Annotated in this window: 15 protein-coding genes; 8 read left to right on the top strand and 7 right to left on the bottom strand. The window is 69.3% G+C overall.

Annotated elements, in window-relative coordinates; translation table 11 throughout:
• Nucleotides 1-100: 100 nt before the first annotated feature.
• Both P6F26_RS15960 and P6F26_RS15955 read left to right on the top strand, forming a co-directional pair.
• A complete protein-coding gene (locus P6F26_RS15960; RefSeq protein WP_278029695.1) occupies nt 101-781 on the top strand; it encodes a tyrosine-protein phosphatase in 681 nt (226 codons plus the stop codon).
• A 92-nt stretch (nt 782-873) separates the two neighbouring features.
• Nucleotides 874-2,124 carry an META domain-containing protein gene (locus tag P6F26_RS15955; RefSeq protein ID WP_278029694.1) on the top strand — a complete coding sequence of 417 codons (1,251 nt, stop codon included), beginning with the start codon at nt 874-876 and terminating at the stop codon, nt 2,122-2,124.
• Nucleotides 2,125-2,178: 54 nt separating this feature from the next.
• Here P6F26_RS15955 and moaA read toward each other — a convergent pair whose 3' ends face one another.
• Nucleotides 2,179-3,189 carry a GTP 3',8-cyclase MoaA gene (gene moaA, locus P6F26_RS15950; RefSeq protein WP_278029693.1) on the bottom strand — a complete coding sequence of 337 codons (1,011 nt, stop codon included), beginning with the start codon at nt 3,187-3,189 and terminating at the stop codon, nt 2,179-2,181.
• Between the two features lie 98 nt (nt 3,190-3,287).
• On the opposite strand from moaA, the gene P6F26_RS15945 reads away from it, so the two are divergent.
• The gene (locus P6F26_RS15945; protein ID WP_278029692.1) at nt 3,288-3,740 is read left to right on the top strand and encodes a hypothetical protein; all 453 of its coding nucleotides are present in this window, start codon (nt 3,288-3,290) and stop codon (nt 3,738-3,740) included.
• Entirely contained in the window at nt 3,733-5,376 is a 1,644-nt protein-coding gene (locus P6F26_RS15940; RefSeq protein WP_278029691.1) for an AMP-binding protein, read from the top strand. The genes P6F26_RS15945 and P6F26_RS15940 overlap by 8 nt, the downstream gene beginning before the upstream one ends.
• Nucleotides 5,377-5,379: 3 nt before the next feature.
• Here the strand turns inward: P6F26_RS15940 and P6F26_RS15935 are convergent, their stop codons facing one another.
• From P6F26_RS15935 to P6F26_RS15925, 3 genes are all read right to left on the bottom strand, one after another.
• Complete coding sequence (locus tag P6F26_RS15935) at nt 5,380-6,663, bottom strand: DUF3422 family protein (protein WP_278029690.1); 1,284 nt, start codon at nt 6,661-6,663, stop codon at nt 5,380-5,382.
• 198 nt (nt 6,664-6,861) lie between these two features.
• A complete protein-coding gene (kynU, locus tag P6F26_RS15930; protein ID WP_278029689.1) occupies nt 6,862-8,076 on the bottom strand; it encodes a kynureninase in 1,215 nt (404 codons plus the stop codon).
• Between the two features lie 82 nt (nt 8,077-8,158).
• Complete coding sequence (locus tag P6F26_RS15925) at nt 8,159-8,920, bottom strand: SDR family NAD(P)-dependent oxidoreductase (protein ID WP_278029688.1); 762 nt, start codon at nt 8,918-8,920, stop codon at nt 8,159-8,161.
• Nucleotides 8,921-9,135: 215 nt separating this feature from the next.
• Here P6F26_RS15925 and P6F26_RS15920 point away from each other — a divergent pair, with 215 nt between their 5' ends.
• Nucleotides 9,136-10,710, top strand: a complete 1,575-nt coding sequence (locus P6F26_RS15920; RefSeq protein WP_278029687.1) for a Re/Si-specific NAD(P)(+) transhydrogenase subunit alpha — start codon at nt 9,136-9,138, stop codon at nt 10,708-10,710.
• Nucleotides 10,711-10,730: 20 nt separating this feature from the next.
• Nucleotides 10,731-12,251, top strand: coding sequence for an NAD(P)(+) transhydrogenase (Re/Si-specific) subunit beta (locus P6F26_RS15915; protein WP_278029686.1), 1,521 nt, complete (start codon nt 10,731-10,733; stop codon nt 12,249-12,251).
• Nucleotides 12,252-12,307: 56 nt separating this feature from the next.
• Here P6F26_RS15915 and P6F26_RS15910 read toward each other — a convergent pair whose 3' ends face one another.
• From P6F26_RS15910 to P6F26_RS15900, 3 genes are read right to left on the bottom strand one after another with little or no spacing between them, the layout of a single operon-like run.
• The gene (locus P6F26_RS15910; RefSeq protein WP_278029685.1) at nt 12,308-12,766 is read right to left on the bottom strand and encodes a DUF2267 domain-containing protein; all 459 of its coding nucleotides are present in this window, start codon (nt 12,764-12,766) and stop codon (nt 12,308-12,310) included.
• A 44-nt stretch (nt 12,767-12,810) separates the two neighbouring features.
• A complete protein-coding gene (gene hemP, locus P6F26_RS15905) occupies nt 12,811-12,987 on the bottom strand; it encodes a hemin uptake protein HemP (protein ID WP_278029684.1) in 177 nt (58 codons plus the stop codon).
• 56 nt (nt 12,988-13,043) lie between these two features.
• The gene (locus P6F26_RS15900; RefSeq protein ID WP_278029683.1) at nt 13,044-14,195 is read right to left on the bottom strand and encodes an arginase family protein; all 1,152 of its coding nucleotides are present in this window, start codon (nt 14,193-14,195) and stop codon (nt 13,044-13,046) included.
• Between the two features lie 147 nt (nt 14,196-14,342).
• Here P6F26_RS15900 and P6F26_RS15895 point away from each other — a divergent pair, with 147 nt between their 5' ends.
• Both P6F26_RS15895 and P6F26_RS15890 read left to right on the top strand, forming a co-directional pair.
• Nucleotides 14,343-14,825, top strand: a complete 483-nt coding sequence (locus P6F26_RS15895) for an NUDIX hydrolase (RefSeq protein WP_278029682.1) — start codon at nt 14,343-14,345, stop codon at nt 14,823-14,825.
• Between the two features lie 59 nt (nt 14,826-14,884).
• Nucleotides 14,885-15,328, top strand: a complete 444-nt coding sequence (locus tag P6F26_RS15890) for a DUF1178 family protein (protein ID WP_278029681.1) — start codon at nt 14,885-14,887, stop codon at nt 15,326-15,328.
• Nucleotides 15,329-15,532: the final 204 nt, after the last annotated feature.

Below are 15,532 nucleotides of genomic sequence, written 5' to 3'. Positions count from 1 at the left end.
GTGGCGGGGCGGGACGGCGACGTCCCGGCCCGCCTGGCCTTGCCCATCGGCCGGCGACCTGAGATATCGGCGCCTCGCGCCATTCCAGCCGGTCCCGACCATGCCGCTTCTCCGCCGCCTCAACGATCTCGAACGCCGCTGGCGGGAGCACTACAACGTGGTGCCCGTCGACGACGAGACGTGGCGCCGCGCGCGCATCTACAACACCTGGTTCGATCACGCCCTGTTGCGGGGCTTCTGGACCAACCACGCCGAGATCGCGCCCGGCGTGTTCCGCTCGAACCATCCCACCGAGGCGCGGCTCAGGCGGTTGCGCGCCGAGGGACTGAAGACCGTGCTCAGCCTTCGCGACAGCCCCGAGGCGGCGCACAACGCGACCGAACGGCTGTGGTGCGAGGAGATGGGCCTGACGCTCCGCACCGTGGGATTGAGCGACAAGGCGGCCCCAAGCCCCGCCTCCCTGTCCGCGCTGATCGCGGCCTTCCGCGAGATCGAGCGTCCCTTCCTGATCCACTGCAAGTCCGGTTCGGACCGCGCGGGCCTCGCTTCGGCCATCTATCTCATGACGATGGAGGGCGCACCGGTGGCCGAGGCGCGCAAGATGCTGTCCTTGCGTTTCCTGCATGTGCGCGGATCGCGTGCCGGGATCCTCGGGCGGGTCCTCGACGCCTACGAGGCCGACACCGCCGGTGCGCCCATGCCGTTCGAGGACTGGGCCGCCACGCGCTACGATCCGGCCGCGGTGACGCGCAGCTTCGAGGCCGGGCGGGCGCAGGCCTGACCGCGGGCGCCCCCCGCACCCCATTCACCGTGATCGGCGGAGGCATTTCGGCTAGACTGGCGCGCAGTGTTTGACGAGCGAGGATTTTCCCAATGCTTTTCCGCCTTCCGCCGACCCTCGGCGCCATCGTCCTTTGCACTGTCGCAGCGCTTCCGCTCGGCGCGCAGGAAGCGCGCCGCATCACGGGCGAGGCCACCTACCTTCCGCGCATCGCGCTTGCGCCCGATGCCGTTCTCATCGTCGAGGCGCGCGGCTTCGGCGACAGCGGGCTTGCGCTTGCCCGCACCTCCACGGGGGGCGCGCAGGTGCCGCTTGCCTTCTCGCTCGAGATCCCCGAGGGCGTCGAGGCGACCCTGCGCGTCGGCATCGCGAGCGGGGGACAGGTGGCGTGGATCGGCGCGCCGCTGACGGTCGAGCCCGGAAGCGGGGACGTCGATCTTGGCGACGTGATCCTCAGGCCCTTCACGCCAATGGGTTTCACCTCGGCCTTCCGCTGCGGCGACAGGCTGATCCGGGTGGGCCTTTCGGGCGAGGACGCGGTGATGGACACGGGCGAGGCGCGGATCCGGCTCGCGCCGTCCGCCGCCGCGTCGGGTGCGCGGTTCGAGGCGCCGGACGATCCGGGCACATGGGTCTGGAACCGGGGCGCGGAGGCGACGGTGTCGATCGCTGGCACGCGGCTGCCCGACTGCGCCATGACGCTGCCCACGGATGGCGAGGGCTACACCGCGCGCGGGAACGAGCCGTTCTGGCGCGCCGACATCCAGCATGGCCGCATGGAGATCCTTCGGCCCGACGCCGAGGACCTCGACCTGCCGGTGATGTCGGCAGGCCTCACGCCCGGGGGCGACATCGTGATCGAGGCGCGCGACCGCGACCGGGCGATCCGCGCGGTCCTTTTGCGCAAGGACATGCTGTGCCGCGACACGATGAGCGGGATGCCCTATCCCGAGACGACGGAACTTGCGATGGGCGACAGCGTGATGACCGGCTGCGGCGGCGATGCGCGAAACCTTCTGACGGGCCGCGAGTGGCTGGTGGAGGACATCGGCGGCGTCCCGGCCATCGAGGGCGCGCGCCCGACGCTCCTGTTCGACGCGGGCGGGCGCGTGGCGGGTTCGGGCGGCTGCAACCGCTGGTTCTCGGGCTACGAGCTGACGGGCGAGGGCCTGAGCTTCGGTCCGGCAGGCACCACGATGATGGCATGTCCCGATCCGCTGATGGAGCAGGAACGCCGCTTTCTCGACGCGCTGGGCCGGACCTTCCGGCACGACTTCGACGAGGCCGGGGCCCTTGTGCTTCACGGGCCGGAGGGGCCGGTCCTGCGGGCGCGGATGGACTGACGGGAGCGGACTGGCGGGCGCGCGGGCGCGTTGCCTGCGCCGCCCGGTTGGGTCTCAGCCGCCGGTATGGCTCATGTGGCGGCTGACCTGCCCGGCGACTTCCTGACGGGAATAGTCGAAATCGTGGCCCTTGGGCTTGCGCCCGATCGCGTCGCGGATCGCCTCGCGGAGCAGGTCGTTCTCGCGCGATGCCCTGAGCGGCGCGCGCAGGTCCGCCATGTCCTCCTGCCCGAGGCACATGTAGAGCTGGCCGGTGCAGGTCAGCCGCACGCGGTTGCAGCTTTCGCAGAAATTGTGCGTGAGCGGCGTGATGAAGCCGATCTTCTGCCCGGTCTCCTGCAGCTGGACGTAACGCGCGGGACCACCCGTCCGCTCGGCCAGATCGACAAGCGTGAACCGCTCGGCCAGCCGCGCACGGAGGTCCTTCAGCGACCAGTACTGGTCCAGCCGGTCCTCGTTGCCCAGGTCGCCCATCGGCATGACCTCGATGAAGGTCAGGTCCATGTCGCGGCTGGCGCACCAGTCCTGCAGGTCGAACAGCTCGTCCTCGTTGAAGCCCTTGAGGGCGACGGCGTTGATCTTCACGCGAAGCCCCGCCGCCTGCGCCGCGTCGATGCCCTTCATCACCTGGGGCAGGCGGCCCCAGCGCGTGATGTCGGCGAATTTCCCTTCGTCGAGCGTGTCGAGCGACACGTTCACCCGCCGCACCCCGGCGTCGAACAGCTCGCCCGCAAAGCGCGAAAGCTGGCTGCCGTTCGTCGTCAGCGTCAGCTCCTTCAGGGCGCCCGATTCCAGGTGCCGGGTCATCGATCGGAAGAACGTCATGATGTCGCGACGCACCAGCGGTTCGCCGCCGGTGATGCGCAGCTTCTCGACGCCGAGCCCCACGAAGGTCGAGCACATGCGGTCGAGTTCTTCCAGCGTCAGAAGCTCCTTCTTGGGAAGGAACTGCATGTTCTCGGCCATGCAGTAGACGCATCGGAAGTCGCACCGGTCCGTGACCGATACGCGCAAGTAGGTGATCGCGCGCGCGAACGGATCTATGAGCGGGGCGTGTCTCTCCATCCCTGGAAAGGTATTCATGGCATGAACGGCCCGCAAGGTTCGGCGGGCGCATTTCAGAATAGTTGATTGATGAAAGGAAATGGGCCTAGGGTCGCTCCATGATGAAACGCGTGATTTCAACGGCTCTCGTTCTGGCTCTGGCGGGCTGTGGCGGCGGCATCGGTTTCGGGTCGGGCGGCGGCCTGTTCGGCGGCAACGGCGGCGGCGGCGCACCGTCCACGGCCATGTCGCCTGGCGACGACACGCCGCGTCCCGAGGCGCGTCCGGCGGGCGAGGCGACGGCGGAACCCACGGGCGACGGCCGCGTCCTCGGCTTCTCGGTGGCAAGCCTCGGCGACGCCACGATCCAGGGGATGTGGCTGGAAACGCCGCTGGTCTCGGCCGAGGGGCCGGGGCGCGTCGTGGGGCCGGACGGCCGGACGGTCGTGGTGACGCTCAGGCCGTCGGGCGGCGCGCCGGGCAGCGGGTCGCGCCTGTCGCTGCAGGCCATGCAGGGGCTGGGCCTCGACCTGACGTCACTGCCGACGGTGACCGTCATCTCCGATGGCTGACCTGCGCGAGGCGCGGCGGATGTTGCACCGCCCCGCCTCGGGCCGGGGCAATTGGGGCCGGCTGCACCGGGAATTCTCCTGGAAGATCCCGGACGCCGTGAACATCGCGCACCTGTGCTGCGACAGCTGGGCCGCGCTGGAGCCGGACCGCGTCGCGGTGGTCCACCTCGGCGCAGACGGCGCGCGCTCGGAATGGAGCTACGGCGACCTGAAACGCGCCTCCGACCGGCTGGCTGCGGCCCTCGCGGCCAACGGCGTCATGCGCGGCGACCGGGTCGCGGTCCTGATGGCGCAGCACCCCGCCGTCCTCGTCGCGCACCTGGCCGCGATGAAGCTCGGCGCGGTCTCGGTGCCCTTGTTCACCCTCTTCGGAGAGGATGCCTTGCGCTACAGGCTGCGCGATTCGGGCGCGCGGGCCGTCATCGTCGCGGCCGACACGCTCGACCGCGTCATGGCGCTGGGCCCCGACCTGCCGGAGCTTCGGTTGGTCGTGACGACCGGCATCGCCACGCCGCCGGTCCTCGCCTTCGACGACATCCTCGCCACGCCCGCGTCGGGCTTCCGCCCGGTGCAGACCGATGCCGAGGATCCGGCGGTGATGATCTACACCTCGGGCACCACTGGCGATCCCAAGGGCGTGCTCCATGCGCACCGGTTCCTCTACGGCCACCTTCCGTGTCTCGAGCTGTCGCTTGGCTGGTTCCCGCAGGAGGGCGACGTTGGCTGGACGCCGGCCGACTGGGCATGGATCGGCGGGTTGATGGACATGGCCTTGCCCTGCCTCTTCTACGGCGTGCCGCTCGTCAGCCACCGCTTTGCGAAGTTCGACCCCGACGCAGCCCTGCGCCTGATCGCGGACGAAGGCGTCTCGGCGGCCTTCATTCCGCCCACCGCCCTGCGGCTGATGCGTCAGGCCGAGGTTCCGAAGGGCCTGCGCCTCCGCGCCGTGGGTTCGGGCGGAGAGGCGCTCGGCGGGGATCTCCTCGACTGGGGACGCGCCGTGCTGGGCTGCCCGATCAACGAGTTCTACGGCCAGACGGAATGCAACCTGGTCGTGGCCTCGGTTGACCGCGTGATGGAGCGCGTTCCCGGCGCGATGGGCCTTGCCGTGCCGGGCCACGAGGTTGCGGTCCTCGGGCCGGGGGACAGGCCCGTCTCGGCCGGCGAGGTGGGCGAGGTCTGCGTGCGCGCCCCCGATCCGGTGATGTTCCTCGAATACTGGGGCAAGCCCGACGCGACGGCCGAAAAGGTGCGCGACGGATGGCTGCGCACCGGCGACCTGGCGCAGCTTCGCCAGGACGGGCAGATGGTGTTCCACGCGCGCGACGACGACGTGATCACCAGCGCCGGCTACCGCATCGGCCCGGTCGAGATCGAGCACGCGCTGAGCCTGCATCCCGACGTGGTGATGGCCGCCGTGGTCGGCGCGCCGGACCCGATCAGGACGGAAATCGTCGTCGCCCATGTCGTCCTGCGCGACGGGGCATCCTGGAGCGGCCTTCCCGAGGCGCTGCGCGAGCTCGTCCGCGACAGGGTCTCGGCCCATTGCGTGCCGCGCCGGGTGATCCGGGCCGAAAGCCTGCCGATGACGGCGACGGGCAAGATCCTGCGCCGCGCGCTGCGCGACGCGTCATAGGCCCTACTTCTCGACCGAGCGCCGGATCGAGCGCACGACCAGCCAGACCAGCGCCACCGTCGGGATCACCGTCAACGCCTTCAGCACGGCCTCCGACAGGTCGAGCGGCGCGGCCAGCGGCCCGATCAGGTAGACCAGCAGGCTGACCGCGTAATAGCTGATCGCCACGACCGACAGACCCTCGACCGTCTTCTGAAGTCTCAGCTGCATGTCAGACCGCCGGTCCATCGAGGCGAGAAGCTCCTGGTTCTGCGCCGAGCGGTCGACGTCCACGCGCGTCCGCAACAGGTCGCCCGCCCGGATCGCCCGCGTCGTCATCGTCTCGAGCCGCGCCTCGGTCGCCTTGATTGTCCGCATCGCCGGATCGAATCGGCGCATCATGAACTCCGCGAAGGTCTGCCGCCCGCGAAAGCGCTCTTCGCGCAGCACGCCCACGCGCTGGTCGACGATCGCCTCGTAGGCGCCCGTCGCACCGAAACGGAACGTGGTCTCGGTCTGCAGCTTCTCCAGCTCCGAGGCGATGGTCAGAAGCTCCGTCAGCGTCTCGTCGGGGCGGGCAAGCTCGCCGGTCATGTCGGTCACGAGATGCGACAGCCGCTCGTCGATGCCGCCAAGCTTGCCCGACAGTTCGCGTGCCTTGGGCAGGCCCAGCATCGACATCGTCTTGTAGGTCTCGATCTCGCAGATGCGCTGCACGATGCGGCCCAGCCGCCGTCGCCCGGTTCCGGGCCGCGCGAAGACCGCGAAGCGCAGGTGCCCCGCGACGTCGATGCGGAAGTCGCCTCCGATCACCGCGCAATCGTCGAGCACGCGGCTTACCGCGAGGCTCTCGGGCACGAACCAGTCATGCATCCTGCCCTCGACCTCGGCCTCGTCCTGAGGGATTTCCTGGTAGATGATATGCGCCGAGGTGATGCGCTTGCCGGGCGCCTCGGCCAGCCAGTCCTCGGGAAAGACCTCCCAGGCCGTCGGGTCGTAGGGCCGCGAGAGGCCGTTGTCGATGAACGCCGTGTAGGTGACGAATTCGGTGTGCTGTTCCCACTTCAGGCGGAACTTGCCGAGATCGCCGAAATAATGCGTCGCGTCCGGCTTGGGATGCGGCGCTCCGAACCGGTCCAGAAGCGCGATCAGGTGGTCGCGGTCGCGGCCGCGGTCCCGCTTGGCCGCCTGCGACGGCTCCTTTATCGCGAGATAGACAGCCTGGCCCGGCGCCACGAGCGACGGAAAGGGGCGGGCATGGAGCTCGTTGGTGAGCGCATAGCGCAGCGGGTGGTCTTCGAGCGGCATGGCGTCTTGCTCCTGGGGCTGCGTCGGACATTAGCCTCCGCCACGGCAAGGTAAACCGGAAAATTCAAGGAATTCCGGGGGTTGTCGGGGTGCCGTCGTATACCGGGCGCCCAAGTCACTGGCGCAGCGCGCAAATCGTGCCGGGCCCGGCGCCGCGCCGCGGCTGAATTGCCACAGGGCTCCCGGCATCCTCGGGTCTCAGGTGACGCGGCCGCGCGCCTGGAAGCGCGGGTCGAGGTGCTCGCGCTCGGCCAGCACCTGCTCCAGATGCGCCACCGCCGCGTCGATCTCGGCCTCCCCGAGATAGAGCGGCGCGATCCCGAAGCGCATGATGTCCGGTGCGCGGAAGTCCCCCACGACGCCGCGCGCGATCAGCGCCTGCATCGCCGGATAGGCATGTTCGAAGCGGAACGATACCTGGCTGCCGCGCGCCTCGGGATCGCGCGGCGAGGCCAGCGCCAGCCCCGGGCAGCGCGCCTCGACGCCCGCGATGAAGCGCTCGCAAAGCGCGACCGACCGCGCCCTCAGATCCGCCAGGGACACGCCCTCCCAGGCGTCGAGCGCGGCCTCCAGCACCCGCATCTGAAGGACCGCAGGCGTCCCGATCCGCATCCGCGCCACGCCCGGAGCGGGCCTGTAGCCGGGCTCGAAGTCGAAGGGCGCGGCATGGCCCAGCCAGCCGTTCAGCACGGTGCGCGCGCCCTCCGCATGGCGCGGCGCCATGTAGAGGAAGGCCGGCGCACCGGGCCCGCCGTTGAGGTACTTGTAGGTGCAGCCCACGGCGAAATCCGCGCCGTCGCCCGCTACGTCCACCTCGAAGGCCCCGGCCGAGTGCGCGAGGTCCCAGACCGTCACGATGCCCTTCGACCGCGCCGCCGCGCTCAGCGCGCGCATGTCGTGCCGCCGCCCCGTGCGGTAGTCCACCTGCGTCAGCATCAGGACGCCCACGTCCTCCCCGAGGTTCGCAGCCACCTCCTCTGGCGCGACGACCCTCACGGTGAAGCCGCCGCGCAGGTTCGCCGCGAAGCCCTGCGCCATGTAAAGGTCGGAGGGAAAATTCCCGCTGTCGGTCAGGATCACGCGCCGCTCCGTCATGCCCGTGGCCGCCGCGAGCGCCTGGAACAGCCGGATCGACAGGGTGTCGCCCACCGTCACATGGCCGGTCTCCGCGCCGATCAGCGCCCCGATCCGGTCGCCCAGCCGTTCGGGCAGGCCCATCCAGTCGGCCCGGTTCCAGCCGCCGATCGCCATCTCGCCCCATTCGGTGACGAGGGCCCGCCGCATCGCGGCCTCCGCGCCCCGCGGCAGCGGCCCGAGGGAATTGCCGTCGAGGTAGATCTGCCCCGGCGGCAGGTGGAAGCGCCGGCGCGTCGCCTCGAAATCGGTCGTCCCGTCCTGCGCGGCATCCTTCATGACCGGCGGCCCTTTCCTTCATCTTTCCCCAAATACGCCCTTCGGGGCGACCGTGGCGCCGGGGCGCGCCCGCCCGCCGTCGTCATGCCACCTGTCCCCCGGCCACCTGGATCGCCTGGCCGTTCACGCTCCGCGCGGCGTCCGAGCACAGCCACATCGCCACGCCTGTCACCTCGTCGGTCTCCAGAAGCCGCTTGTGCCTGTTCCCCTTCGCGAGATAGCCCCGCGCCTCCTCGTTCGGCACGCCCTTCAGGACCGCGATCTCGGCGGCGTTGCGCTCCACGATGGGCGTGTCGACATAGCCCGGACAGATCGCGTTGAACGTGACGGGCCCGCCCATGTATTCCTCGCTCAACCCCCGGACCATGCCGATCACGCCGTGCTTCGAGGCGGTATAGGCGATCGCGTTCTTCAGGCCGCGCAGCCCCGCGATCGAGGAGATCGCGATCATCCGCGCGGGCCTGTCGGGCGGAAGCGTGGCGAGGGCTGCCTGCATCGTGACGAAGGCGCCGTCGAGGTTCACCGCCATGATCCTGCGCCAGTGCTCCAGTGTCTCGCGGCGGAACGGCGCGCCTTCCGCGATCCCGGCATTGGCCACGCAGATCTCTATCGGCCCGCGCGCCTTCGCTGCCGCCGCGATGCCGTCGCGCACCGAGGCCTCTTCGGCCACGTCCATCCGCAGCGCGTGAAGGCGCGGATGCTCCCGCGCCACGCCGTCGAGCCGGGCGAGATCGCGCCCAGTGATCGTCACCTCGGCCCCGGCCTCCGCCAGTGCGAGGGCGATCGACAGCCCGATGCCCGTGCCCCCGCCCGTCACAAGCGCATGTCTGCCTTCGTGCTCCATCCGGCGTCCTCCGCTGCCTTCGCGCAGCCTAGCGCGCCACGCGCCGCGTGCAATCCGCGCATTCCCGGATGCCTCGCGCCCGGGCCGCGGAAAATTGCGCTGCATGCCACGGTATGCGAAATAATCTGTCGCCCGGCGGCCCCGTTGGCGTTGTGGTGCGGCAACCCTCTTGCTATTGGGGCTTTCGGACCTGCTCGGACATGAGGGGAAGTGCTTTGAAGATTGGGGCTCCGAAGGAGATCGAAGCGGGCGAATCGCGGGTCGCGATGACGCCCGACAGCGCGCAGGCGCTGCAGAAGCTCGGCTATGACTGCGCGATCGAGACCGGCGCGGGCGAGGCCGCGGGCTTCACCGACGCCGCCTACGAGGCCGCGGGCGTCGAGATCGTCAAGACGCCGGCGGCGCTGTGGAAGGCAGTGGACATCGTCGCCAAGGTGCGTCCGCCCACCGAGACGGAGGCCAAGCGCCTGCGCGAGGGGCAGCTTCTGATCTCGTTCTTCTGGCCCGGCCAGAACGAGGCGCTGCTCGAGCTCGCGCGCTCGAAGAAGGCCAGCGTGATCGCGATGGACATGGTGCCGCGCATCTCGCGCGCGCAGAAGATGGACGCGCTGTCCTCGATGGCCAATATCGCGGGCTACCGCGCGGTGATCGAGGCGGGCAACAACTTCGGCCGCTTCTTCACCGGGCAGGTGACCGCGGCGGGCAAGGTGCCCCCGGCGAAGGTGCTCGTCGTGGGCGCGGGCGTCGCGGGCCTTGCGGCCATCGGCACGGCGACCTCGCTCGGCGCCATGGTCTATGCCTTCGACGTGCGCCCCGAGGTCTCCGAACAGATCGAGTCGATGGGCGCCGAGTTCGTCTTCCTCGACTTCGAGGAATCCTCTCAGGACAGCTCGGCCACCGGCGGCTACGCCGCGCCCTCCAGCCCCGAGTTCCGCGAAAAGCAGCTCGAGAAGTTCCGCGAGCTCGCCCCCGAGATGGACATCGTGATCACCACGGCGCTCATCCCCGGCCGTCCGGCGCCGAAGCTCTGGACGAAGGACATGGTCGAGGCGATGAAGCCGGGTTCGGTCGTGGTCGACCTTGCCGCAGAGCGCGGTGGCAACTGCGATCTCACCGTGCCCGACGAGAAGGTCGTGTCCGACAACGGCGTGACCGTCATCGGCTACACCGACTTCCCCAGCCGCATGGCGACGCAGGCCTCGACGCTCTATTCCACGAACATCCGCCACATGATGACGGACCTTACGCCCGAGAAGGACGGGCAGGTGGTCCACAACATGGAGGACGACGTGATCCGCGGCGCGACCGTGACGCACGAGGGCGAGATCACCTATCCGCCCCCGCCGCCCAAGGTCGCCGCCATCGCCGCGGCGCCGAAGAAGGAAAAGCCGAAGGAACTGACCCCCGAGGAAAAACGGGCGCAGGAGATCGCGGCCTTCAAGGCGCAGACGAAGAACCAGATCACGCTGATCGGCGTCGGCGCGGTGCTTCTGCTGCTCGTGGGCCTCGTGGCCCCGGCAAGCTTCATGCAGCACTTCATCGTCTTCATCCTGTCGGTCTTCATCGGCTTCCAGGTGATCTGGAACGTCGCCCATTCGCTGCACACGCCGCTGATGGCCGTGACCAACGCGATCTCGTCGATCATCATCCTTGGCGCCCTGATCCAGATCGGATCGTCCTCGGTGCTGATCACGATCCTCGCGGCGCTTGGCATCCTTATGGCGTCGGTGAACATCTTCGGCGGCTTCCTCGTGACACGGCGGATGCTCGCCATGTTCCAGAAATCCTGAGCGGGCAGGGGTAACAGACAATGGAATTCGGATTCACCATTGCGGCCTATGCCGTGGCCGCGGTCCTCTTCATCCTGTCGCTCGGCGGGCTGTCGGGACAGGAAAGCGCGAAACGCGCGGTCTGGTACGGCATCGCGGGCATGGCAATCGCGGTCGTCGCCACAATGATCGGACCCGGGCAGGGTCTCTGGCCTGCCTCGATCATCCTGATCGTCATCGGCGCGGCAGTGGGCTACCAGCTCGCCACTCGGGTGCAGATGACGCAGATGCCCGAGCTTGTGGCGATCATGCACAGCCTCGTCGGCCTTGCCGCGGTCTTCGTCGGCTTCAACGCCGACATCATGATCAACACCGTGCAGAACCTGCTGATCGCGGACGGCGTCGAACGCTGCGCCGAGGGCATCAGCTTCTACGACTGCGCGCAGGCCGCCGGCAGCACGGCGCTTGCGGACCTGTCCTCCTTCGGGCAGCTCGTGGCGAAGAAGACCGGCGTCGAGATCACGATCCTCATGGTCGAGCTGTCGCTCGGCATCTGGATCGGCGCCGTGACCTTCACCGGGTCGGTCGTTGCCTACGGCAAGCTCTCCGGCAACTCGAGCCTGCTGCCGTTCAAGATCGATACCTCGGCAAAGCAGCTTCCCGGCGGCCACCTCCTGAACGCGGCGGCGGCCGGGCTGTCGCTTGTCCTGCTCGTGATGTATCTTGGCGGGGCCGGATCTTGGACGCTGGTCCTGTTGGCGGCGCTCGCGCTGTTCATCGGCTATCACCTCATCATGGGGATCGGCGGCGCGGACATGCCCGTGGTCGTCTCGATGCTGAACAGCTACTCGGGCTGGGCCGCGGCGGCGATCGGCTTCTCGCTGTCCAACGACCTCCTGATCGTGGTCGGCGCGCTCGTCGGCTCGTCGGGTGCGATCCTCAGCTACATCATGTGCAAGGCCATGAACCGGTCCTTCGTCAGCGTGATCCTCGGAGGCTTCGGCGGTTCGAGCGGGCCGGCGGCGGCGATCGAGGGTGAACAGGTGGCCATCGACGCCGACGGCGTGGCCAACGCGCTGAACGAGGCGGACAGCGTGATCATCGTGCCGGGCTACGGCATGGCGGTCGCGCAGGCGCAGCAATCGGTCAGCGAGCTGACGCGCAAGCTGCGCGCGGCGGGCAAGACCGTCCGCTTCGCCATCCACCCGGTCGCCGGGCGCCTGCCGGGCCACATGAACGTGCTTCTGGCCGAGGCGAAGGTGCCCTACGACATCGTGCTGGAGATGGAGGAGATCAACGAGGATTTCCCCGACACCGACGTGGTGATCGTCATCGGCTCGAACGACATCGTGAACCCCGCGGCGCAGGACGATCCGAACTCTCCCATCGCGGGGATGCCGGTCCTCGAAGTCTGGAAGGCCAAGCAGGTGTTCGTCTCCAAGCGCGGCCAGGGTACGGGCTATTCCGGCATCGAGAACCCGCTGTTCTTCAAGGAGAACACGCGCATGTTCTACGGCGACGCGAAGGCCTCGATGGACGGTCTCCTGCCCAAGATCGGCTGATCGCGACAGGACCTGAGGAAGTCAAAGGCCCCGGCGAAACGCCGGGGCCTTTGCGTTCAGGCCATGCGCGGGGCGAGGTCGTCCGGATCGGCGCCTTCGACGGTCCAGAACGCCGCGGCACCTGTCGGAAGCGTCGCGAGGACGCGGTCCAGATCGGCATGGCGGACGGACCGCCAGAGCGCGCGGGCAACCGCGTCGATGGCGTTGTCGGGCGTGAGGTTGTGGTGCGGGCGCAGGCCTTGCGCCTCTCGCGCCATGTCTGCGCGCTCCCCGAAGGTCCGCGGCGCGTCCTCGGGCACCCAACCCGCCACGAAGATCGCGCGCGGCACGGACGGCAGCACGGAGGCGAAGCGCAGCCCCTCGCGCGCCGTCAGGCGGGCCCGGAAGACATGGAACACGCCGTCCACGGCCGTGTAGGCCATGTTGTCGGAGGTCAGGTTCGCGGCCTCCTTCACGTCGTCGAGGAAAGCGCGCCATTCCCGGCTGGCGTGGCGGTATGTCCATGGCATCGGCATGGCGGCAGCGTCGCCGAGCGGGCCCGGAGCCGTCAAGCCCGCGTTCACTTCGTGAGGATAAGCTTTCCGGCGCGCGTGATGCGCAGCGTGTACGTCTTGTCGTCGAGCACGATGAAGGCTGTTCCTTCGCCGCCCGTCAGGCCGCGCGCGTCATGCACGGGCAGGGCCTGATGCGGGACGGGCCGAGCGTCGGAGGGCGAGGGGGCGGACTGGTAGGACATGAGGATCTCCCGGCTGATGTGTCGCCATCAATTCCTGAGTGATTCAGTCGGGTTTGTCAATTCCGCGTCGAATGACCGGGGATCGTGCCGCGCGCGGCCGGACGACCGGCCAGGACGCCGATGCGCTCGGCGACCTCGGCGCGCAGCGGTCCGGGGCGCGGGGCGTCGCGCAGCGTCGTGAACCAGTGGCCGGGCGGATTGCGCCCGGCGCGCGCGTTCGTCCATTGCAGGCCGCGCAGCACCTCCTCGGCTTCGGGCGGCAGCCGGTCGGGGATCTCCAGACCGTTGAGCACGGCCCAGTTGCCGGTCCAGAGCCGTCCTACGGACCATGGGTTGTAGCCGCCCCCGCCCATCACCAGAAGGCGCGGCGGTCCCAGCGACATCAGCGATGCCAGCACCGCCCAATGCGCGTTGTTCGACAGCGACAGCCGCGACAGGGGATCCTCCTCGACCGCGTCGGCGCCGCATTGCAGGACGACTGCGTCCGGCGCGAAACCGGCGACGGCAGGCAGGATCAGCGCCTCGCGGATCTCGGCCATCTCGGTGTCGTTGAAGCCGCGCGGAACCGGCAGGTTGAGGACGTTTCCGCCCCCATCGTCCTCGAGGGCGCCGGTAAAGGGCCAGCGCCGTTCCTCGTGAACCGAGATCAGCAACGTCTCGGGGTCGCCCGCGAAGGCGTGTTCCACGCCGTCGGCGTGATGCGCGTCGATGTCTACATAGGCGACCTTGCGCGCCCCTGCGCGGCGCAGCGACAGGATCGCGAGGACCGCGTCGTTGAGATAGCAGAACCCGCCCGCGCGGTCGGGAAAGCCGTGATGCGTGCCCCCGCCCGGATGGTGGATCGCGCCGCCACCGGCCAGAAGCTCCCCGGCCAGAAGCGAGGCGCCTGCGGCCGTGGCGGGGCGGCGGAACATCTCGGGGTAGACCGGGTTCGACACGGTGCCGAGCGCGTGGCGCGTGCGGACCGCCTCGGTCACGTCCTGCCGGCGTTCGGCTGTCTGAAGCGCCTCGACGTAGTCGGCCGTGTGCCAGATCGTCAGCGCCGCGGGCTTCGCGCGCGGGCTCGGGCGATACTGCTCGGGCGTGAGCCATCCCATCGCCCGGCCAAGGTCCATGACCGTGGAGACGCGCGGCACGCGCAGCGGGTGGCGCGGTCCGTAGGACGATCCGCGGTAGATCTCGGAGCCGAGGAAAAGCGGGCGAAGCATGCTCTTGTGCCGGGAAATAGGGCGCGGGCGCGCGGTAAGTGACGCAATCGGGCAGCTATGCCGGCGGCGCGCCCGGTCAAGCGGCGCGCTCCGATCCCTCGCCTCGGCGATTGATCGGCGGGCGGGGCCGTGCGATAGAAGGCGGCCATGGCCAAGAGACCCGCAATCCAGGCGCCCCTTCGGATCGGCGCCGCCGCCAAGCGCGAGACCCGGACGCAGTTCGGGGCGTTGTGCTATCGCAAGGCGAAGAACAGGAAATCCGGGATCGAGGTGCTGCTGGTGTCGTCGCGCGACACCGGGCGGTGGATCATCCCCAAGGGCTGGCCCGTGGACGGCGAGACGCCCGCCGCGGGTGCCGCGATGGAGGCCTGGGAAGAGGCGGGCGTGCGCGGGCGCGTCCACGAGACCTGCCTCGGCCATTATTCCTACCACAAGTGGATCGACGAGGAGATGTCGCTTCCCTGCATCGTGGCCGTGTTCCCCATCGAGGTGCTGCGGCTCGACGACGACTATCCCGAGGCCAAGGAGCGCAAGCGCAAATGGCTGACCCCCAAGAAGGCGGCCCAGCGGCTGGAGGAACCCGAGCTGCGAGACATCGTCCAAAGCTTCGATCCCGCGAAGCTCGACTAGCGGCCGTCGCTTGAAGCCATGCCGCTTGCGCATATCTTCTCTCGCGGAGGTTTGAGGCAATGATCCGCTACACCCTGAGATGCGCAGACGATCACCGCTTCGAAAGCTGGTTCCAGTCGGCGTCGGCCTATGACGGCCTTGCCGAGAAGGGCCTCGTGTCCTGTCCGGTGTGCGGCGGAAGCGACGTGACGAAGGCCGTGATGGCGCCGCGCGTGTCGAGTGCCGCGCCCTCGTCCTCGCCCGAACCGTCAGAACCCGCGCGGCCACTCGGCAGGACCGAGCACCCGGCCGAGCAGATGCTCAGGGCGCTGCGCGAACATGTCGACAAGAATTCGACCTATGTCGGACGGCGCTTCGCCGCGCAGGCTCGCGAAATGCACCTGGGCGAGCGCGATCCCGGCGCGATACACGGAGAGACGACGCCGGAGGAAGCCCGAGCCCTCGTCGAGGATGGCGTTCCGGTCCTGCCGATCCCCTTCCCGGCGCGCGGCAAGCCCAACTGAACCGGCCCCGGCCCCATCGCCGCTGCTGTCCGATCGTTGCGGCCGGATCCGCGAGTGGCGGGACGTGTGGTTGAAGCAGCGCGGCGGAACGCCTTTTGTCCACAGCCTGTGCAATTCCTCCCGTAGCCCGCAACCCATTGAAAAGGGATCAATAAGGCGTGGCAGGGCCTCGCGCTGGCGATCCGCGCGCCGGGGAGGGGCCGG

Source organism: Roseicyclus salinarum, assembly GCF_029624655.1.
Classification (GTDB): domain Bacteria; phylum Pseudomonadota; class Alphaproteobacteria; order Rhodobacterales; family Rhodobacteraceae; genus Roseibacterium; species Roseibacterium salinarum.
The sequence above is the reverse complement of the archived record's forward strand: the minus strand, read 5'-3'. Positions and strand labels throughout refer to the sequence as shown.

Bases quoted from the DNA above. Each gene is read 5' to 3' on its own strand.
- P6F26_RS15960 (WP_278029695.1), top strand. From the start codon at position 101: ATGCCGCTTCTCCGCCGCCTCAACGATCTCGAACGCCGCTGGCGGGAG.
- P6F26_RS15955 (WP_278029694.1), top strand. From the start codon at position 874: ATGCTTTTCCGCCTTCCGCCGACCCTCGGCGCCATCGTCCTTTGCACT.
- moaA (WP_278029693.1), bottom strand. From the start codon at position 3,189: ATGGAGAGACACGCCCCGCTCATAGATCCGTTCGCGCGCGCGATCACC.
- P6F26_RS15945 (WP_278029692.1), top strand. From the start codon at position 3,288: ATGATGAAACGCGTGATTTCAACGGCTCTCGTTCTGGCTCTGGCGGGC.
- P6F26_RS15940 (WP_278029691.1), top strand. From the start codon at position 3,733: ATGGCTGACCTGCGCGAGGCGCGGCGGATGTTGCACCGCCCCGCCTCG.
- P6F26_RS15935 (WP_278029690.1), bottom strand. From the start codon at position 6,663: ATGCCGCTCGAAGACCACCCGCTGCGCTATGCGCTCACCAACGAGCTC.
- kynU (WP_278029689.1), bottom strand. From the start codon at position 8,076: ATGAAGGATGCCGCGCAGGACGGGACGACCGATTTCGAGGCGACGCGC.
- P6F26_RS15925 (WP_278029688.1), bottom strand. From the start codon at position 8,920: ATGGAGCACGAAGGCAGACATGCGCTTGTGACGGGCGGGGGCACGGGC.
- P6F26_RS15915 (WP_278029686.1), top strand. From the start codon at position 10,731: ATGGAATTCGGATTCACCATTGCGGCCTATGCCGTGGCCGCGGTCCTC.
- P6F26_RS15910 (WP_278029685.1), bottom strand. From the start codon at position 12,766: ATGCCGATGCCATGGACATACCGCCACGCCAGCCGGGAATGGCGCGCT.
- hemP (WP_278029684.1), bottom strand. From the start codon at position 12,987: ATGTCCTACCAGTCCGCCCCCTCGCCCTCCGACGCTCGGCCCGTCCCG.
- P6F26_RS15900 (WP_278029683.1), bottom strand. From the start codon at position 14,195: ATGCTTCGCCCGCTTTTCCTCGGCTCCGAGATCTACCGCGGATCGTCC.
- P6F26_RS15895 (WP_278029682.1), top strand. From the start codon at position 14,343: ATGGCCAAGAGACCCGCAATCCAGGCGCCCCTTCGGATCGGCGCCGCC.
- P6F26_RS15890 (WP_278029681.1), top strand. From the start codon at position 14,885: ATGATCCGCTACACCCTGAGATGCGCAGACGATCACCGCTTCGAAAGC.